Raw genomic sequence first — 18,661 nt, 5'->3', positions numbered from 1 at the left:
TTAAGACCAACATCACCCCACAAACCCGTAAACACGCGGTGAAAACGGCCACTAAACCATTGACCGGCCCGGTTCAGAACCCTAGACTTGAACCTGTGCGTGCACTGCACCCAAATGCAACCACGCACATATCATTTGTCCGTATCAACGCTCATATTTGGCACACAAGGCGGAAAACCTACCTTCAGGGAGGAGCGCAGCTCACCCCCGAACCATGATTTTCAGCCGTCACATATGACCTAGAAACTATCCACATTGGAGCCCTACTCTCTATGAGCACCAACGTTCCCCAGGTTGCAATCAACGACATCGGCAACGAAGAAGCATTCCTCGCAGCAGTCGACGCAACCATCAAGTACTTCAACGACGGCGATCTCGTTTCAGGCGAAGTTGTCAAGGTTGACCACGACGAGGTCCTGCTCGACATCGGTTACAAGACCGAAGGCGTCATCCCCTCCCGTGAACTGTCCATCAAGCACGACGTAGATCCCGACGAAGTTGTTTCTGTTGGTGACACCGTTGAAGCACTTGTCCTCACCAAGGAAGACAAGGAAGGCCGCCTGATTCTCTCCAAGAAGCGCGCACAGTACGAGCGCGCCTGGGGCGACATCGAGAAGGTCAAGGAAGAAGACGGCGTCGTTACCGGTACCGTCATCGAGGTTGTCAAGGGTGGTCTTATCCTCGACATCGGCCTCCGCGGCTTCCTCCCCGCTTCACTCGTCGAAATGCGCCGCGTCCGCGACCTCGCACCCTACATCGGCCAGGAAATCGAAGCCAAGATCATCGAGCTCGACAAGAACCGCAACAACGTTGTTCTGTCCCGCCGTGCATGGCTTGAGCAGACCCAGTCTGAGGTCCGTTCCACCTTCCTCAACCAGCTCGAAAAGGGCCAGGTTCGCTCCGGCGTCGTATCCTCCATCGTTAACTTCGGTGCCTTCGTTGACCTCGGCGGCGTTGACGGCCTCGTCCACGTCTCCGAACTCTCCTGGAAGCACATCGACCACCCCTCAGAGGTTGTCGAAGTTGGCGACGAAGTCACCGTTGAGGTCCTCGAAGTTGATCTCGACCGCGAGCGCGTCTCCCTGTCGCTGAAGGCCACCCAGGAAGATCCCTGGCAGGCATTCGCCCGCACCCACGCCCTCGGCCAGGTTGTACCCGGTAAGGTCACCAAGCTCGTACCCTTCGGCGCATTCGTCCGCGTTGAAGACGGCATCGAAGGCCTCGTCCACATCTCCGAACTCGCCGTTCGCCACGTGGACCTGGCAGAGCAGGTTGTCTCCGTCGGTGACGAACTCTTCGTCAAGGTTATCGACATCGACCTCGACCGCCGCCGTATCTCCCTGTCACTGAAGCAGGCCAACGAAGGTGTAGACCCCGAGTCCACCGAGTTCGACCCCGCCCTCTACGGCATGGCTGCAGAATACGACGAAGAAGGCAACTACAAGTACCCCGAGGGCTTCGACCCCGAGACCAACGAATGGCTCGAAGGCTACGAAGCTCAGCGTGCAGCATGGGAGCAGCAGTACGCTGACGCCCAGGCCCGCTGGGAAGCCCACAAGGTACAGGTTGCAAAGGCCCTCGAAGCCGACGCAGAAGCTGCCGCAGCTGCCCCCGCAGTTGAAGCAGAAGAAGCTGCACCCACCTCATACTCATCCGAGAAGCCTGCCGAAACCGGCACCCTGGCATCCGATGAGGCTCTCGCTGAATTGCGTAAGAAGCTGACCGGCAACTAATAACACCTGTTATTCAGTAGCTAACAGCTAAAAGGAATCTCCCCGAGCACCGCGCTCGGGGAGATTCCTTTTAAGCAAGAGAGTCACCCCCAGGTGTGCGGTCACAGTCACCCCCTAAATTCATGAACACGCCAAGGTGAGTTAACCTTTCGTTAACCTTCTACACAGACTATTAACAGGGCCCCGAAATGGGCCTTACGTCAGCTTGAACAAAAACATTAAGGGGTACTCGTGAACTCGAGTTCAAATCTCGCTACCCCCGCCCTCCAGCGAGACACCACCGACAAATGGTGGCACCTATTCTTCGGCGGCCTCATGGCCGTGTCACTCACCGTCTTCACCATCTGGTCCCTCAACTACGTCGACCAGGCCAACCACACCGTCGTCCTGATCGCAGCTGTGATCCTGGGCCTCTTCATGGCCTTCAACATCGGCGGCAACGACGTCGCCAACTCCTTCGGCACCTCCGTCGGCGCAGGCACCCTGACCATCAAGCAGGCCCTGCTGATCGCCGCCGTCTTTGAAGTATCCGGTGCCGTCATCGCAGGTGGTTCTGTCACCTCAACCGTCCGCTCCGGCATTGTGGACCTTGAGGCCATTGACCTGGACCCCATGCACTTCGTCTACATCATGATGGCCGCCCTCCTGGGCGCCGCCATCTGGCTGCTGGTCGCAACCCGCATGGGCTGGCCCGTCTCCACCACCCACTCCATCATCGGCGGTATTGTCGGTGCAGCCCTCACCACCGGCTTCACCAACGGCACCGGTGGCCTCGACATGGTCCAGTGGGATAAGATCGGCCAAATCGCAATCTCCTGGGTGCTCTCACCCGTCCTCGGCGGCATCTTCGCCTACGTCCTCTTCGGCTTCATCAAGAAGCGGATCCTGGGCTACAACGAGAAGGTCGACGCGGCCATGCTCGAAATCAAGAAGTCACTTGAAGAAGAACGAGCCGTGGCCACCCCCCACAATGGCTTCCAGCGTGTGACCGACCTTCAGCAGGACGCCTACGCCAACGCCATGCTGCGGAAGAAGAAGTTCAAGCTCAAGAAGCTGGACCCCGATGCACCTGAAAGCGAGTACTACCGCCAGGTCCATAAGCTGGATCTCAAGGCCAAGCGTGCAGATTCCCACCGGGCCCTTGAGGTCTACGTTCCGATTCTGGCCGCTGTGGGTGCAGCCCTGATTTCAGCTATGCTGCTCTTCAAGGGCCTGGATAACCTCAACCTGGGTATCTCCGCCATGGGTAACACCATGATCATCGTGATGGTTTCAGCGATTGCCTGGGTCAGCGTCTCCGTCTTCGCCCGCAGCCTGCAGAAGCAGGAGCTCTCCCGGGCTACCTTTACTATCTTCGCCTGGCTCCAGGTCTTTACCGCAGCAGCCTTCGCCTTCTCCCATGGCGCTAACGACATTGCTAATGCTATCGGCCCCTTCGTGGCTATTCTGGACGTCCTGAAAACTGATGCCATCGGCGATAAGGCCGTGGTGCCCATGCCTGCCCTGGTTGCCTTCGGTATTGCCTTGATTGTTGGCCTCTGGTTTGTTGGCCGTCGGGTTATTGCAACTGTTGGTCACGGCCTGACCAAGATGCACCCCTCATCCGGCTTCGCAGCTGAGCTTGCTGCAGCTGGTGTGGTCATGGCGGCCTCCGTGCTGGGCCTGCCGGTGTCCTCCACCCATATTCTGATTGGTGCTGTGCTGGGTGTTGGCCTGGTCAACCGTTCAGCCAACTGGAAGCTGATGAAGCCCATCGCCCTGGCCTGGATTATTACCCTGCCGATTTCTGCAAGTATCGGTGCGGTCGGCGTCCTGGCTATCTCAGCGATCTTCTAAGACAAATCAACCCACCTGGTTGAACCCCAGGAAATGTGCCCTGCGCCAGCTGTTAGCTCGGCCAGGGCCTTTTCTGTATCTAGCCGGGTGGGTTCGTCGTCAAAAACCCCCAGGGTGATCTCGGCCCCGGTGGCTGTGTAGTCGGTGCCCAGGACGGTGTAGCCTAGGGCGCGGAGGTCGTTTTCGAAGCGTCCGGCCTCGGCATGGGAGGCGATGACGGTGCCCAGGCGCAGGCGTTCGCGGGGAGCTAGGGGAGCGGCGTCTAGGGTGGCGACGACAGCGTCCGTGTAGGCCCGCACCAGGCCGCCTGCCCCCAGTTTGATTCCGCCGAAGTAGCGCACCACCACGGCGCAGATGTCGGACAGATCGGTTGCTTCGCCCTGCCTGCCTTCAGTGCGGCGGGCAAGCAGGGCCTGGAGCATGGGGATACCGGCGGTGCCGGCAGGTTCGCCGTCGTCGTTGGACCGCTGGGTTTCGCGGTCGGCGCCGAGCACAAAGGCGGAGCAGACGTGGCGGGCGTCGTGGTACTGCTTGCGGATTGACTCAATGAAAGCCCGGGCCTCTGCCTCAGTTTCGACGCGCAGGAGGTAGCCGATGAACTCGCTCCGTTTGATTTCAAGTAGGTGGGTTACCGGTTCGGTGGTGGCCAGAACGGTGTAACGGTTGGAGCGGGTTTCGTCAGTCATGGTGTCTATTCTAGTGGGCCTGCTGGCGGGGGCGTAGGCTGGTGGGTAAACGGGACGAAAGGACGTTCGATGGTCACAAGGATTGGTTTGACCGGCGGTATTGGCTCGGGTAAGTCTACGGTTGCCAGGATGTTGGTGGAGCGGGGGGCCCGACTGGTTGATGCCGACGCTATTGCCCGGCAGCTCATGGAGCCTGGCCAGCCTGCCCTGAGCGCGGCGGTACAGGCATTTGGGCAGGAGATTTTAAACCCAGATGGGAGCTTGAACCGCCCGGCCTTAGCTGCCCTGGTGTTTGCGGACGAGAGTAAGCGGCAGGTGCTGAACGGGATCGTTCACCCCTTGGTCAGAGCTGAGTCTGCCCGCCAGGTGGAGGCGGCCCGCGCTGAGCTGGGGGAGGACGCTGTGGTAGTGGAGGATATTCCCCTGCTGGCTGAGACGGGCCAGGCTGACCGCTTTGACGGGGTGCTGGTGGTTGAGGTGGAGCAGGGCGAGCGTTTGCGCCGCCTGGTGGAGTTTCGGGGAATGGACGAAGCGGACGCGCGGGCGCGGATGGCGGCCCAGGCCAGTGATGGGGAACGTCGGGCTCTTGCTACCTGGGTGATTGATAATTCTGGGTCCCTTGAGCAGACTGAGGCGCAGGTGGGTCAGGTGTGGTCAAAAATATTGCGTCATAAAGGGTAGAAACTTTTTTGAGACAGGTGTGGGGGAGGGGCGGCTGGCTGCTGGTTGGGCCCTGACCTGGGGGAAAGGGCGAGAACAGGCGAACGGAAAAAATCAAGTAGGCTTATGATTGACTGGAAAAGAAAAATCAGGTGACTTAGTATTGATGGGTTGCCCCGCTCCCGGAGCAACCCCCGGGTACCAGGTGGACTAACAGGGCCCAGGGGCCGACCACCGTCCACCGGGTTATCCCCGTGCTGAACAAGCTACACGACCGACTGGGCTTACGAACCAGCCCCGCTATTTTCTTTGCCTCTGCCCTCTTCATCGTCCTCTTTACCCTGCTGATGATGATCTTCCCCAATGCCATGTCTGACGGTATCGGGGCTGTCTCAGACTTCATTATCACCTACCTGGGCTGGGTTTACACCCTGGGTATCGTCATCTTCTTTGTCTTCTTGATTTACATGGCCTGCAGCCGGTTCGGGCGAATCAAAATTGGCGACGACGACGCTGAACCCGAGTACTCAGGGCTGGCCTGGTTTGGTATGCTCTTTGCCGCCGGGGTGGGCGCCGTCCTGCTCTTCTGGGGCGCGGCTGAGCCTATCACCCACTTCGCCAACCCGCCCTACGACGGGGTAGAACCCCAGTCAGACAAGGCTGCCCTTGAGGCCCTCTCCATCGCCAACTGGCACATTGGCCTAGGCGTTTGGATTATTATGACCGTCCCGGCCCTGGCCTTTGGCTACTTCACTTACAAGCGCAAGCTGCCTCCGCGCGTCTCCTCTATCTTCCAGCCCCTGCTAGGGGAGAGGATCCACGGCCCCATCGGCAAGACCATCGACTCCATCGCTATTGTGTCCACCGTCTTCGGTATCGCCGTGTCGGTTGGCCTGGGTGCCCTGCAGATTAACTCCGGCCTGGGCATTATGTACGGGGTGCCCCTGGGCGGCTGGATCCAGGCGGGTATCGTCGCCATCATTACCGCAGCCGGGATTACCTCCGTCCTTATGGGTATGGACAAGGGCGTCAAGCGCCTCTCCTACATCAATATCCTGCTGGCGATCGCCCTCATGCTCTTCATCCTCATGACCGGCGCCACCCGCTTCGTCACCCTGGGCACCATCGAGTCTGCCGGGTACTTCCTGCAGAAACTGCCTGTGATGATGCTCTTCAACGACGCCTTCGCCGACACCGGCTGGATCGGCGACTGGACGGTCTTCTACTGGGCCTGGACCGTCACCTGGGCCCCCTTCGTGGGCCTCTTCATCGCCAAGATCTCCCAGGGCCGCACCATCCGCCAGTTCGTCATCGGCGTGCTGGCAGCCCCCACCACCTTCACCCTCATCTGGGTGGGCGTCTTCGGCCTGAGCGCCTTCAATATTGAACGCAACGAAAACGGCACCCTGGTGCAGACCGTCGTTGAGGACGGCGATATCCCCGCTGCCCTCTTCGAGTTCCTCAGCCACTTCCCCCTCTACCAGGTCGTTGCCGCCGTCACCCTGCTGGTGATCACCATCTTCTTCATCACCTCCATCGACTCAGCAGCCCTGATCATGGACGCCATCGCCAACGGCCACGAAGATCCAGCTCCCAAGAAACAGGGAATCTTCTGGGCAGCCTCCATCGGCCTGGTATCAGCCTCCATTCTGGTGGCTGCCGGTGATAATGGCCTGACCGCCTTGCAAAACGTCATTGTGGTCATGGGCTTCCCTGTCTGGCTGATCGGCTTCATGCAGATGTGGATGTTGGTTCGCGCCCTGCGAGAGGACGCCGGGGAGCTACCTCCCATGAAGACCCGCCAGTGGAAGCAGGTACTCCCCATGGAGGAATACCACCGCCGGGCCCAGGAAGACTTCTCCTCCATTGAAGAAGTCACCATCCGCCCCGAATACGAGCTGGGCACCGAACCCGAGTTTGAGGGCCTGGTGCCCAACACCGGCCAGATTCCCGTCGTCACAGCCGAAGATATTGCCGAGGACGCCGCAGCTAAGAAAGCTGCCACCGCACCAGCTGAAGAACAGGGAACCCACACTGCGATCGTGACAGGTGCCCTGCCCGCCACCAACATCGACCCCAAGAAGTAGGGTCTGAGCGACCGCTTGTTAGCCCCCGACGAAACTAGTACATATGTTCTAGTTTTGTCGGGGGTTTTTCGGTAGGGTAGAGGGCATGAGTCTAGCCCAGGAAATCAACCGCGTCGTCGCCCCCTTCGAGGTCATCTCCGAATACCAGCCAGCAGGCGACCAGCCCAAGGCCATCGCAGAACTGACCGAGCGCGTCCAGAACGGCGAAAAAGACATCGTGCTCATGGGCGCAACCGGCACCGGTAAATCCGCAACCTCCGCCTGGCTCATTGAAGCCGTCCAGCGGCCCACCCTCGTCCTGGTACAAAACAAGACCCTAGCCGCCCAGCTGGCCAACGAACTACGCCAGCTCCTACCCAACAACGCTGTTGAGTACTTCGTCTCCTACTACGACTACTACCAGCCCGAAGCCTACGTCCCCCAGACCGACACCTTCATCGAAAAAGACTCCTCCATTAACGAAGAAGTCGAACGCCTGCGCCACTCCGCCACCAACTCCCTTCTCACCCGCCGCGACGTCGTCGTCGTCGCCACCGTCTCCTGCATCTACGGCCTGGGCACCCCCGAAGAATACGTCGCCCAGATGGTGACCCTACGCCAGGGCGAAGAAATCGACCGCGACGAGCTGCTACGCCGCTTCGTCTCCATGCAGTACGCCCGCAACGACCTCGACTTCCACCGCGGCACCTTCCGGGTGCGAGGCGATACCGTCGAAATCATCCCCATGTACGAAGAAAATGCGATCCGCATTGAATTCTTTGGCGATGAAATCGAAGCTATCTACACCCTCCACCCGCTCACCGGCTATGTCATCCGCGAAGAAACCGAAATGTACGTCTTCCCGGCCTCCCACTACGTCGCCGGCGCCGAACGCATGGCCCGCGCCATCACCTCCATCGAGGACGAACTACGCGACCGCCTGCAAGAACTCGAATCCCAGAACAAGCTCGTTGAAGCCCAACGCCTGCGGATGCGGACCCAGTACGATCTGGAAATGATGGAGCAGATGGGCTTCTGTAACGGTATTGAAAACTACTCCAGCCACATTGACGGCCGGGCCCGTGGCACTGCTCCCCACTGCCTGCTGGACTACTTCCCCGACGACTTTTTGCTCATTGTTGATGAGTCTCATGTGACGATCCCCCAAATTGGGGCCATGTTTGAGGGCGATATGAGCCGCAAGCGCACCCTAGTTGAGCACGGCTTCCGCCTGCCCTCAGCCATGGATAACCGTCCCCTTAAATGGGAAGAGTTCCTCGACCGCATCGGCCAGACCGTCTACCTGTCAGCTACCCCCGGTAAGTACGAACTGGCCCAGGCAGACGGGGTAGTGGAGCAGATTATCCGTCCCACCGGCCTGGTCGACCCCGAAATTGTGGTCAAGCCAACCCAGGGGCAAATTGATGACCTCCTAGAAGAAATTCGCCTGCGGGTAGAGCGCGACGAGCGTGTGCTGGTCACCACCCTGACCAAGCGCATGGCCGAGGACCTCACCGATTACCTGCTAGAGCACGGGGTCAAGGTGCAATACCTCCATTCCGACGTCGATACCCTGCGCCGAGTGGAGCTGCTGAGCGAACTACGCCAGGGCGTCTTTGACGTGCTGGTGGGTATCAATCTGCTGCGTGAGGGCCTGGACCTTCCCGAGGTTTCCCTGGTTGCCATTCTGGACGCCGATAAGCAGGGCTTCTTGCGTTCCACCACCTCCCTGATTCAGACCATCGGCCGAGCCGCCCGTAACGTGGGTGGGCAGGTGCATATGTACGCTGATAAAATCACCGACTCCATGCGTACTGCCATCGACGAAACCAACCGCCGCCGTGAGATTCAGCAGGCCTACAACCGTGAGCACGGCATTGATCCGCAGCCCCTGCGCAAGAAGATCGCCGACATCACCGACGCCCTGGCCCGCGAATCAGAAGACACCGCCGAACTCCTTGCCGCCCGCAAGGGGGCATCAGGCAAGCTGGCCCCCACTAAGAAGGGCACCAAGTACGCTTCAACCAGCCCTGAAGCCGAAGAACTCTTCAAAAAGGCAGAAGCTAGGGTGCGTCAGGACGGCCTCGCGGCAGCTCCTGCCGAAGACCTACTGGGGCTCATTGAAGAAATGCACGCCCAAATGATGCAGGCAGCTGAAGAGCTCAAATTCGAGCTGGCAGGGCGTTTGCGCGACGAAATAGCCGACCTCAAAAAGGAACTGCGAGCCATGCAGGAAGCAGGCCACGCCTAGGAAACTAGAAGAAAACCAGGGGAATGGGGCGTCCCCAGCCGCCGTAGTGTAGACTGGTGCAGTTTGTGTCAACACCACCCCCGGAGGTCCCATGAGCCAGACAGCATCGCGCCCCAGCGTCGCCCGCATGCCGGGTATGCCCCAGATTCTGCTCACCTTCGGGCTGACCATCTGCAGCCTATCTATCCTGCTCCCCGCCTCACCGGCTTGGGCCCTGGCAGGCGGAGCAGGCTCCCTGGGAGCCGGTGCCACCAACGCGGTCCTCATGGCCGTCACCGTAGCCACCCAGTTCAGCGTCCCCGCCCTGACCCGCCGCTTCTCCTGGGCACTCGTGCTGCCGGTGGGCACCCTCTTTATGGGGCTACCCTCCCTGATCCAGGCCCTGAGCCCTGACCTGCTCAACGTGCTTGTTACCTCGGGTCTGCGCGGAATCGGCTTCGGAATCGTCACCGTCTGTTGCTCCTCAGCCATGTCCTACCTCGTACCCGTCGAATACCGTGGACGGGCCGTCGGCCTCTACGGGCTAGCTGCAGCAGGCTCCCAAATGTTCTTCACGCCCGTCGCCCCCTGGGCCCTCGACACCTTCGGTTACCAGGCCGTCATTTCAACCGGTGCGATCGCCGCCCTCGCCGCCCCCTTCGCCCTGCAACTAGGCCGACTGGTAGACCACTTCATGGAGGAGCAAAGGGCCGTCGAGCAGGGGAGTAGCTCCACCCCGGCAACCTCCACCGCAACCATCATCGCCCGTATTTGGCCCGCGCTGCTGACCCTCACACTCGTCACCAGCGTCGGCGGTGCCTTCATGACCTTCTCCACCGAAATTGCCCCCAATGCCACCCTGGCGACAGGGGCCTTACTCCTGCTCTGCGCCCTGGCTACCCCCACTCGTCTCTACGGGGGCTCACTCACCGACCGCTTCGGCACCCGCCTCCTCATGACCCCGGTGCTAGCCCTCACCGCCCTCGGTGTGGCACTCGTAGGCTGGGTCAACGGGGCAAGCCTACCCTCCATCATCTTCCTCCTGGCTGGCGCAACCCTTATCGGTTTCGGCTACGGCTTCCTGCAGTCGGTCACCATGGTGCGAGCCCTGTCGGACGCCGGTGGCCCCGACGCCACCCAGCGGGCCTCCGTTGCCTGGAACTCCCACTTCGACATCGGTACCGGACTCGGCTCTCTCGCTATCGGCGCCGCCGTCCAGACCACCAGCTTCACCACCGCCTGGACGGGCGCCGCCCTCCTTCTCCTAGTCTGTGCCATTTTCATGGGAATCAAGGACGCCCGTGCGTCTGTTCAAAAGTAACAAGATGGGTTATAGTTGTAGACCGAGCAAGGGAGTATCCCACTAATTCCTGTGTCGTCAGCACGTTGATCGAAGGCGCCCAACCGGGGCAGGAAACCACCCTTTGAGGTGGTGGGAGAGACTTGTGGAATTTGGCAAACCCAACCACAAGAAAGGCTCCCAATGCATATCACTGGGTTGCAGTGGGGTGTTACGATTGCGTTCATCCTGGTACTGCTTGCTTATGACTTCTTCTTCCATGTGCGTAAGGCGCATGAACCCACCATTAAAGAGGCCGCTGTTTGGTCGGCTGTGTATGTTGGTTTAGCTTTGGCTTTTGGCCTGGTCATCCTCTTCTGGGACGGCCCCCAGTTCGCGGCCGAATACTACGGTGGTTACATCACCGAGAAGGCTTTGAGTGTTGATAACCTCTTTGTCTTCCTGATTATCATGGCCTCCTTCCGCGTGCCGCGTGAGGACCAGCAGAAGGTGCTGCTCTTCGGTATTATCTTCGCAATGATCGCCCGTACCGCCTTTATTCTGGTGGGTGCTGCTGCGATTGAGCGTTGGAGCTGGGTCTTCTACCTGTTCGGCCTGGTGCTGATTTACACTGCCGGTAACCTCATCAAGGGTGAAGTTACCGACAAGGAAGAAGAGGACGAGGCCAACAACTTCGTCGTCCGCCTTGCCAAGAAGATGTTCCACACCGTTGACTACTACGACGGCGACAAGCTCTTCACCATTGAAAACGGCAAGAAGGTCATGACCCCCATGCTGCTGGTCATGGTCGCAATCGGTGGCACCGACATCCTCTTCGCCCTGGATTCTATCCCCGCTATCTTCGGTCTGACCCAGGAAGCCTACATTGTCTTCACGGCAACCGCTTTCTCCCTGATGGGTCTGCGTCAGCTTTACTTCCTGATTGACGGCCTGCTGGACCGCCTCATCTATCTCTCATGGGGCCTGTCCATCATCCTGGCCTTCATCGGTGTGAAGCTGCTGCTGCACGCTCTGCACGAGAACACCCTGCCCTTCATCAACGATGGTCAGCCGGTTCACGTTGTTGAAGTCACCATCGGCTTCTCACTGACCGTCATCGTGGGTGTGCTGATTGTGACCGTCCTGGCCTCCCTGCTCTCACCCAAGGGCAAGGCCCTGGCAACCATCCAGCGTGTTCAGACCCTGTCTGAGAAGTACCTGAACCTGCCCGCCGATGCTTCTGAGGCTGAGCGCGCTGAGATTCAGAGCAAGCTTGATGCTGAGGTGGCTAAGTCCCGCGAGATTCCTCAGAAGTACCGCGACGAGCTGATTGAGTCTGAGAACGAGTACCAGGATCTAGTTCGCCGGGCCCGCACCGCCCACGCCGAGCGCAGCGCCTAACCGGCGGTAGGCGTCCGCCCCAAGAACTAGGGGTGCGGACGCCCTCCCCGGCTTCACGACCGCTGGCCCCATCTCGAGAGGGAAGGGGCCAGTGGTCTTTTCATGTGGAGGTGTCATAAGGATTGGGGCTCTAGAACTAGATTTCAGATTTGAGTAGAATTGACCTTAACCCCTGTTTTTGCCCAAGAAGGGAGTTTCCATGTCTGCAGCCGAGTATCTGCCCCTGGTCTTTTGCCTGCTCTTGCTGGGTGGGCTCTTTCTGGCCATAGCCCGCATGGGTGCAGCCGGCACCCTGCGCCGTAACGGACTGGTGGGCGTCCGCACCGCAGCAACCATGCAGTCGGATGCCGCCTGGTACGCGGCCCATAGGGCGATTGCCCCTGCGCTGCGAATCTGCGCCTGGGCACAGATTGCTGGGGCGGCCCTCGTCCTGGCTCTGGGGTTGATGGCCCATAATTCCGCAGTTATTCCTGTTGGTCTCGCCTTTCTGATTCTTCCCACTATCGCCATGCTGGTAGCTGCCATGACACGAGGAACGTCTGCCGCCAACGACGCCCACCGAGCCTGGGAACAAGACCAGCAGGCCTCCCCAATCCATCACTGAATAAAAAGGCCGAGAGGTGCAGCTGCACCCCTCGGTCTTCTTGTTATAGCTAAACTCCGTTAGCGCATATCGGCCAGCAGATTCTTCAGGTGACCCAGAATCAGGGGGCCGTCCGCGCCCAGACCGTCATGGTGGTGGGTCTTAGACGTCCACACGCGGGTGTTACCCACAAACTCGGCGGTCTTCATCGAGTGGGCGTAATCCACGTACACATCGGGCACGTAGGCCGCTGCAACCAGGGGCACCTCGTTGCGGGCCAGCTGGTCGTGGTCGTAGAGACGGCCCCAGTCCTTCTTCTCAGCCAGCAACTGGGCAACCTCAGCCAACGGACGCAGGGCAGGGTCCTCCTCGTAATACCAGGGGAAGATATGCTCACCGGTCAGCAGTAGGGGAGAGGCGTCCTCAGCAAAATCCGGGCGCTCAGCGTACATGCGGGCAGCAGACCAGTTCGTCGGTGAAGCAGACGGCGAGGTGCCCCCCAGCTCCTGCGCGGGTCCGTCCGCATAAATCGTCTCATGTAGCAGGCCGTAGAGGGGGCCAGCCTGGAAGCTGACCTGGGCGCCGACCTCCGCTAGGAACTGGTCAGAGAGCCACTTGTCGGACTCAGCAAAAGCAGATTCCAAGATGAAATGCAGGGAGTGCTTATAGGAGTTGCCGCCCAGAATATTGCCCAGCATCTGGAAGCGGTGCGGGGTCAGGCGCTCGCCGGTGGGTAGGTATTCCTCGTTCTTGGCCAGGTGCTCGCAGATGCGGACGGTCAGGTCCTGATCTTCTGGGTACCAGCCGTAGTATTCCTCGGTGCGCTCCTTCATGCGGTCGAGGGTGGAGCGGTAAACGTCATCCACGTGGGAGCGGATGGGGGCAAGCCCGGCAGTCATGCGGGAATCCTTGACGGACTCGGGCGCAAAGGAAAGGTAGGAGAGGGTCAAGAAGCCACCGAAGCTCTGGCCCATAGTCGACCAGCGCTTATCTGTGCGGTCTGCCAGCAGGAATTCACGGACGACCTCGGCATCGGCAATGATGGAATCGGCGCGGAAGAGCTCGCAGAACTCAGCCTGCACCTCGGGGCTGCCCTGGGCGGTGATGACGCGGGCAGAAAGCGGGGTGGAATTGCCGGTGCCGCGCTGGTCCAGCAGAATCAGGCGGTGGGTCTTGGCGAGTTCCTGCACCCAGCCGCCTTCAGAGATAGGGCGGGGGCTCTTGCCGCCGGGGCCGCCCTGCAGGTAGACCATGTAGGGGCGCTCATCGACGGGGGTGGTCAGGGCGTCAGAAGTGTCAATGACTTCGCGGGCAAAGACGGTGATGGTCTGGTTAGCAAAGCGGGATTCCAGGGCTGCCGCTTCACCCTTGCCATAGATCAACCCGTGGGTCATGGGCACGGTGAACCAGTGGTCAATGAGCTTGAGGGAGTCAATGGTGTGGGTGACGCCGACGCGGTGGGTCGGCTGGGGCAGGCGGGGGTGGGTAGGCATGGGGCTCCTTTGCACGCAAGGTAAGGTCTTTCTTCTACCGATAGGCTACCCTAGCTGCCCGATCTTGGCTGTGAGGGCTTACCTAAGATGTTCTAATGTGACCCTGTGAGCGGAGGTAACGGATACCCCCCCGGCCCACCTACCCGTCGCCAAAACCGGCCTATTCGCTCACACCGAACTACACCCCGTCCGCCCCAACTACATACCGTATGACATGTATTTCGGGTACAAGAGATGAAAATGTACATCAGCCACCTGGAAGCCCTCGCGTGCAGTAACCTATTGTGCATGACACACAATCCCCTGCTCACAGAATCTTCCCTGCCCTACCAGCTGCCCGACTTCGCGGCGATCACCACCGACCACTTCCTGCCAGCTATCGAAACCGGCCTGGCTGAAGCCCGCGCAAACTACACCCGAATCGCAGAGCTCACCGACGAGCCCACCTTCGAGAACGTGGTTGCCCTCCTTGAACGCCCCAGCGACACCCTCGAACGGGCCACCAGAATCTTCCATAACCTGGTGTGGGCGGACGGCACCCCCGACCGCCTGGAACTCGAAACCACAATCACCGAAAAACTCACCCAGCTTGAGAACGACCTCTACCTGAACCCCGCTATCTACTCTAAGCTCGACGCCGTCTTCCGCGGCCGCCACCAGGCGGGGCTGACCGACGAACAGATTCGCCTCACCGAAAAACTCCACCAAAACTTCACCCTGGCCGGTGCCGCCCTCACCGAGGCTGACCGGGAGGAACTCGCCCGCCTCAACCTGGCGATCGCCCAGGCCCAAACCGCCTACAGCCAGCAGGTCACCCGGGACCTGAACGCGGCGGCCGTCCTGATCACCGACGAGGCCGACTTGGCTGGCCTTCCGGCCTCCAGTAAGGACGCCGCCCGCGCGGCTGCCAGCGCGGCAGGGCACGATTCAGGGTGGCTGCTCACCCTCGAACTCTTTACCCAGCAGCCGCCCCTTGCCAACCTGAGCAACCGGGAAACCCGTCAGCGCCTCTACACAGCCAGCGTCGAGCGGGGCCAAGCAACCTGGGGCATGGCAGCTGAGATTGCGGCCCTCCGCGCCCAGAAAGCCGCCCTGCTCGGCTTCGACTCCTACGCCGCCCTGGCCGTCGCCGACCGCACAGCAGGCACCCCCGAGGCCGTCGAACACCTCTTTGCCCAAACCATTGAACCCGCTATGCAGAATGCTGACCGGGAGGCCCAAATACTGGCTGACCTGGCAGCAGAGGATGGCATTGACAAGCTCGAACCCTGGGACTGGGCCTACTACTCAGAAAAAGCCAAGGCCAGGCAGTTCTCCCTTGATCTTGAGGCCCTCCAACCCTATTTTGAGCTCAACCGGGTGCTCGTTGACGGGGTTTTCTACGCCGCCCACCGGGTTTACGGGCTGAGCTTCACCGAACGTCCTGACCTTGTTGGCTACCATGAGCAGGTGCGAATCTGGGAGGTTTTCGACGCCGATGGCAGCCCCTTAGGCCTCTTCCTGGGGGATTTCTTTACTCGTGATACTAAGCGTGGCGGGGCCTGGATGAACACCCTGGTGGACCAGTCCCGTGCTGAGGGTACCCGCCCGGTGGTGGTCAATAATTTGAACATTCCGGCCCCGGCTGAGGGTCAGCCGGCTTTTGTTACCTTTGACGAGGTCAATACCCTCTTCCACGAGTTCGGGCATGCCCTGCACGGCCTGCTGTCTGATACCCAGTACCGGTCGCTGTCTGGGACCAATGTGGAACGGGACATCGTGGAGTACCCCAGCCAGGTCAATGAGATGTGGATGTTGCACCCGGAGATCCTGCCCCATTATGCGGTGCATTATCAGACGGGGGAGCCGGTGCCTGCCCACCTGATTGAGGCTGTGCAAAACGCTGACCAGTGGGGGCAGGGGCAGGCTACGGTGGAGTACCTGCGTGCTGCTGCCCTGGACTGGGCTTGGCATAAGCTGCCTGCCCAGCGGGACGCTGCCCCGGTGCAGGATCCGAGGGCTTTTGAGGAGCAGGCCCTGCGGCAGATGGGGCTTTGGCATGAGTTAGTGGAGTCCCGCTACCGTACGAGCTACCTGAACCATACTTTTAGTGGTGGGTACGCGGCGGGCTACTACTCCTACCTGTGGGCGGAGGTGTTCGACGCGGACACGGTGGCCTGGTATGAGGCTAATGGTGGGTTGACGAGGGAGAACGGGGACGCCTTCCGCCGCCATATTCTGGCGGTCGGCGGCACCCAGCCCATCCCCGAGAGCTTCAAGGCCATGACCGGACGTACGGCCGACACGGCCCCGTTGTTGAAGCGGCGCGGGCTAATTTAGCTTAGGTATTTGCAACAAGCCCGCCTGCTCCGACTGAGGAAGGAGCCATGTATCTACTGACTAGTAAAAAACCTTTTCCCTTGAGACTGGAACACTTTTCTTTTCTGTATGTAAGTCGAGGATGAGAGCAGGAAAGAAAGGTGAGTATAGGTCGTAGTAGGTAGACAATGCCTGGTCGGTTAGGGGCTTGGTGTTCAGGTGAGTGCGCTGGGGGAACATTTTTCATCTCTAGAGCAACAACAAATGAGTAGTAGCATTTTGCGCGACAGGATATTTATAATAGAACTATGAAATGCACTACTCCTGTAGCTGAATTATTTTCTTAATATTTAAAGAGAATTAGAGCTGTGTATTTTTAATTAGAATTTTCGAGCATAGAGGGGGACGGCCATATGGTTGTCACTAAAAGTGAGTATCCAAAAAATCGAGGAGAAAAAGAGTTTGCTAGGAGGTTAGATCAACTACTGCCGAGCGATGCATCTGTTTGGTATGGGATAAACTTAACGGGTGTACCTGAAATTGATACTTTTCTGATGGTTCCGGCAATGGAGCACCCCTATCTTATTGAAGTGAAATCTAAGCCAATTAACCTTATTCAAGAATTTACACTTACATCTTGCAAGTTTGCAGATCAGCGGTACGCTCAGCATCCGGTTCGTCAAGCCAATAAAGCGTCGTTTCCTTTGCGGCAGAAATTCTTAGATAAATTCGGCAAAGAACCTTGGATTATTTCTACTGCTGCATTTCCAAATATTCTACGTTCTGAATTTATTAAAAAATTTGGTAATGAAGGAAAGTTCGTAGGTTTGTTGGATCAGGCTGATTCGATGATCTTTAAAGAAGATTTGAGTGATTCAGACCGATTCTTGCAACGGTTAAAGCATATTTCTCTTTTCCCACCCTATGGTAAATCGCCCAGTAAAAATCAAATAGAGTATAGCGATGTAGAAGACATGGCTGCCAAACTATTTGGTTCTGTGGAAGTATTTCCGGAGCCGCGAATCAAGCAGTTTAAAATTGGTGCTAGAGGCGCTAGAAAAGACTCGGTCCGAAAGTTTACGGTCCCAGGTAATAGAGGGGCAGTTGTTATTGATGGATTTCCTGGGACGGGAAAAACTCAGGCGCTAATCGATGTATTAGTGAACCATGCAGGATCTGGGCGTAAATGTCTGTATTTAACATTTAATAATACATTAGCAGCAAGCATTCGGTCAGAGATCGAATATTCAGAGAAAATCCCAGAAGAGATTAAAAATAAAATTATTGTAGCAGGAATTTATCAATTAAGACAGCAGTTGAGTGACCCTGCCTTCAGAACGTCATTTAGAGAAGTATTTGAAACTGTCTGTATCGATGAATCTCAGGATCTATTCCAATATGATAAATATGGGGGTAAGAATTGGGATATTTCAGAGCCATTAAAATTTATGTTCTCACCTAATGCAGAGATTTTTTATGCGTACGGGGAGGGGCAACAACTGTATGGAGCGACCCCCAAGGTGATTCAAGAAGTGATTTCTAAAAAAGATCCGGAAACGTATGTAAGATTAAGAAGAAACGCAGGGGCAGATGATACTGGGTATAGAGATTCCACCTTTGCTCAAAGCTTATTTGAAACTGCAAAGGATTCAAATGATTCTTACACTGCTGAGGACAGGGTAAAGTACGCAGTAAAAAAATTCTTCAAAATTAGTTTGGGGAAGTATACAATGAGCGACCCTGAACTTTTGAGTATAGTTAGTAATGGGTCGCAAAAGAAAATTTTAACAAAACCTCTTAATGCTTACTTGCGGTTTAACTACACAAATGAAACTTTTTTTGTCAGTGAATTAAGGCAGGCTATTGCTGAGGAGTTGATATATCTAGCAAGTCTTGGTAAAGACAACGATTTAATGATTGTGATTCCTTCTTATGGGGAGGGTAAGAAGTATTGGTATCAAGTCATCCAAGTTCTTAAAGAAATGCAAATAGCTTATGTCGATTATTTTACAAAAGATAATCGAAAAGCGACGAGGCCCGCAAAGGCAGTGGTGGTTACCACCGCACATTCTTCTCGTGGTCTCGAGGCTGAGAGGGTGTTGCTGATTCTGCCAAATCTTTTCAGAGTCACTTTACCTAAGAGTAGTCCAAACTACGAAGCAGCCTCAACTGCGCTTACTAAAACAGCTCCATTTATTGCCCTGTCTAGATCCCTGGGGGGAACTAGGGTAATCATGGATGTTCAAGCCAAAGAGAACTCTGAGTTTCAAGAATTTCTATTGAAGTTTACTCAAACTCTTACGGAGGTTCAGTTAAATCTCATACGTGGCGAAATAGATAAAGTTTGTGAAATGCTTGAAATTAAAAAATAAATAAATTCAGTGTTCCCCTTCTTC

12 protein-coding genes are annotated in these 18,661 nt (G+C 57.7%); 10 read left to right on the top strand and 2 right to left on the bottom strand.

Annotated features, from left to right (window positions below):
• Window positions 1-272 precede the first annotated feature (272 nt).
• Both rpsA and L7A15_RS03545 read left to right on the top strand, forming a co-directional pair.
• Entirely contained in the window at window positions 273-1,733 is a 1,461-nt protein-coding gene (rpsA, locus tag L7A15_RS03550) for a 30S ribosomal protein S1 (protein WP_237187666.1), read from the top strand.
• Between the two features lie 231 nt (window positions 1,734-1,964).
• Window positions 1,965-3,569 carry an inorganic phosphate transporter gene (locus tag L7A15_RS03545; protein WP_237200763.1) on the top strand — a complete coding sequence of 535 codons (1,605 nt, stop codon included), beginning with the start codon at window positions 1,965-1,967 and terminating at the stop codon, window positions 3,567-3,569.
• Here the strand turns inward: L7A15_RS03545 and L7A15_RS03540 are convergent.
• Window positions 3,566-4,255 carry an IMPACT family protein gene (locus tag L7A15_RS03540; protein WP_237208779.1) on the bottom strand — a complete coding sequence of 230 codons (690 nt, stop codon included), beginning with the start codon at window positions 4,253-4,255 and terminating at the stop codon, window positions 3,566-3,568. The two genes, L7A15_RS03545 and L7A15_RS03540, sit on opposite strands and share 4 nt — an antisense overlap.
• A 69-nt stretch (window positions 4,256-4,324) precedes the next feature.
• On the opposite strand from L7A15_RS03540, the gene coaE reads away from it, so the two are divergent.
• The 6 genes from coaE to L7A15_RS03510 all read left to right on the top strand — a co-directional run bounded on the left by coaE (window position 4,325) and on the right by L7A15_RS03510 (window position 12,495).
• Window positions 4,325-4,936 carry a dephospho-CoA kinase gene (gene coaE, locus L7A15_RS03535; protein WP_237200769.1) on the top strand — a complete coding sequence of 204 codons (612 nt, stop codon included), beginning with the start codon at window positions 4,325-4,327 and terminating at the stop codon, window positions 4,934-4,936.
• A gap of 233 nt (window positions 4,937-5,169) precedes the next feature.
• Window positions 5,170-7,002, top strand: coding sequence for a BCCT family transporter (locus tag L7A15_RS03530; RefSeq protein WP_237208778.1), 1,833 nt, complete (start codon window positions 5,170-5,172; stop codon window positions 7,000-7,002).
• Between the two features lie 85 nt (window positions 7,003-7,087).
• Window positions 7,088-9,232: an excinuclease ABC subunit UvrB gene (uvrB, locus tag L7A15_RS03525; RefSeq protein ID WP_237208777.1), complete on the top strand. Its 2,145-nt coding sequence runs from the start codon at window positions 7,088-7,090 to the stop codon at window positions 9,230-9,232.
• A gap of 91 nt (window positions 9,233-9,323) precedes the next feature.
• Window positions 9,324-10,532, top strand: a complete 1,209-nt coding sequence (locus L7A15_RS03520; RefSeq protein WP_237208776.1) for an MFS transporter — start codon at window positions 9,324-9,326, stop codon at window positions 10,530-10,532.
• A gap of 162 nt (window positions 10,533-10,694) precedes the next feature.
• Complete coding sequence (locus tag L7A15_RS03515) at window positions 10,695-11,891, top strand: TerC family protein (protein ID WP_237208775.1); 1,197 nt, start codon at window positions 10,695-10,697, stop codon at window positions 11,889-11,891.
• A gap of 199 nt (window positions 11,892-12,090) precedes the next feature.
• Window positions 12,091-12,495, top strand: a complete 405-nt coding sequence (locus L7A15_RS03510) for an SdpI family protein (protein ID WP_237187675.1) — start codon at window positions 12,091-12,093, stop codon at window positions 12,493-12,495.
• Between the two features lie 59 nt (window positions 12,496-12,554).
• Here L7A15_RS03510 and L7A15_RS03505 read toward each other — a convergent pair whose 3' ends face one another.
• Window positions 12,555-13,967, bottom strand: a complete 1,413-nt coding sequence (locus tag L7A15_RS03505) for an alpha/beta fold hydrolase (RefSeq protein ID WP_237187676.1) — start codon at window positions 13,965-13,967, stop codon at window positions 12,555-12,557.
• Window positions 13,968-14,255: 288 nt separating this feature from the next.
• Here L7A15_RS03505 and L7A15_RS03500 point away from each other — a divergent pair, with 288 nt between their 5' ends.
• Both L7A15_RS03500 and L7A15_RS03495 read left to right on the top strand, forming a co-directional pair.
• Window positions 14,256-16,286 (top strand): M3 family metallopeptidase, encoded by a 2,031-nt coding sequence (locus L7A15_RS03500; protein ID WP_237187677.1) that lies wholly within the window; start codon window positions 14,256-14,258, stop codon window positions 16,284-16,286.
• A gap of 392 nt (window positions 16,287-16,678) precedes the next feature.
• Entirely contained in the window at window positions 16,679-18,637 is a 1,959-nt protein-coding gene (locus L7A15_RS03495; RefSeq protein WP_237187678.1) for a nuclease-related domain-containing DEAD/DEAH box helicase, read from the top strand.
• The last annotated feature ends 24 nt before the right edge of the window (window positions 18,638-18,661 follow it).

Origin of the sequence: Rothia nasimurium (assembly GCF_928391935.1) — a bacterium.
Taxonomy (GTDB): Bacteria; Actinomycetota; Actinomycetes; order Actinomycetales; family Micrococcaceae; genus Rothia; species Rothia nasimurium_D.
Note: the sequence above shows the minus strand (reverse complement) of the source record. Positions and strands in the feature narration are given on the sequence as shown.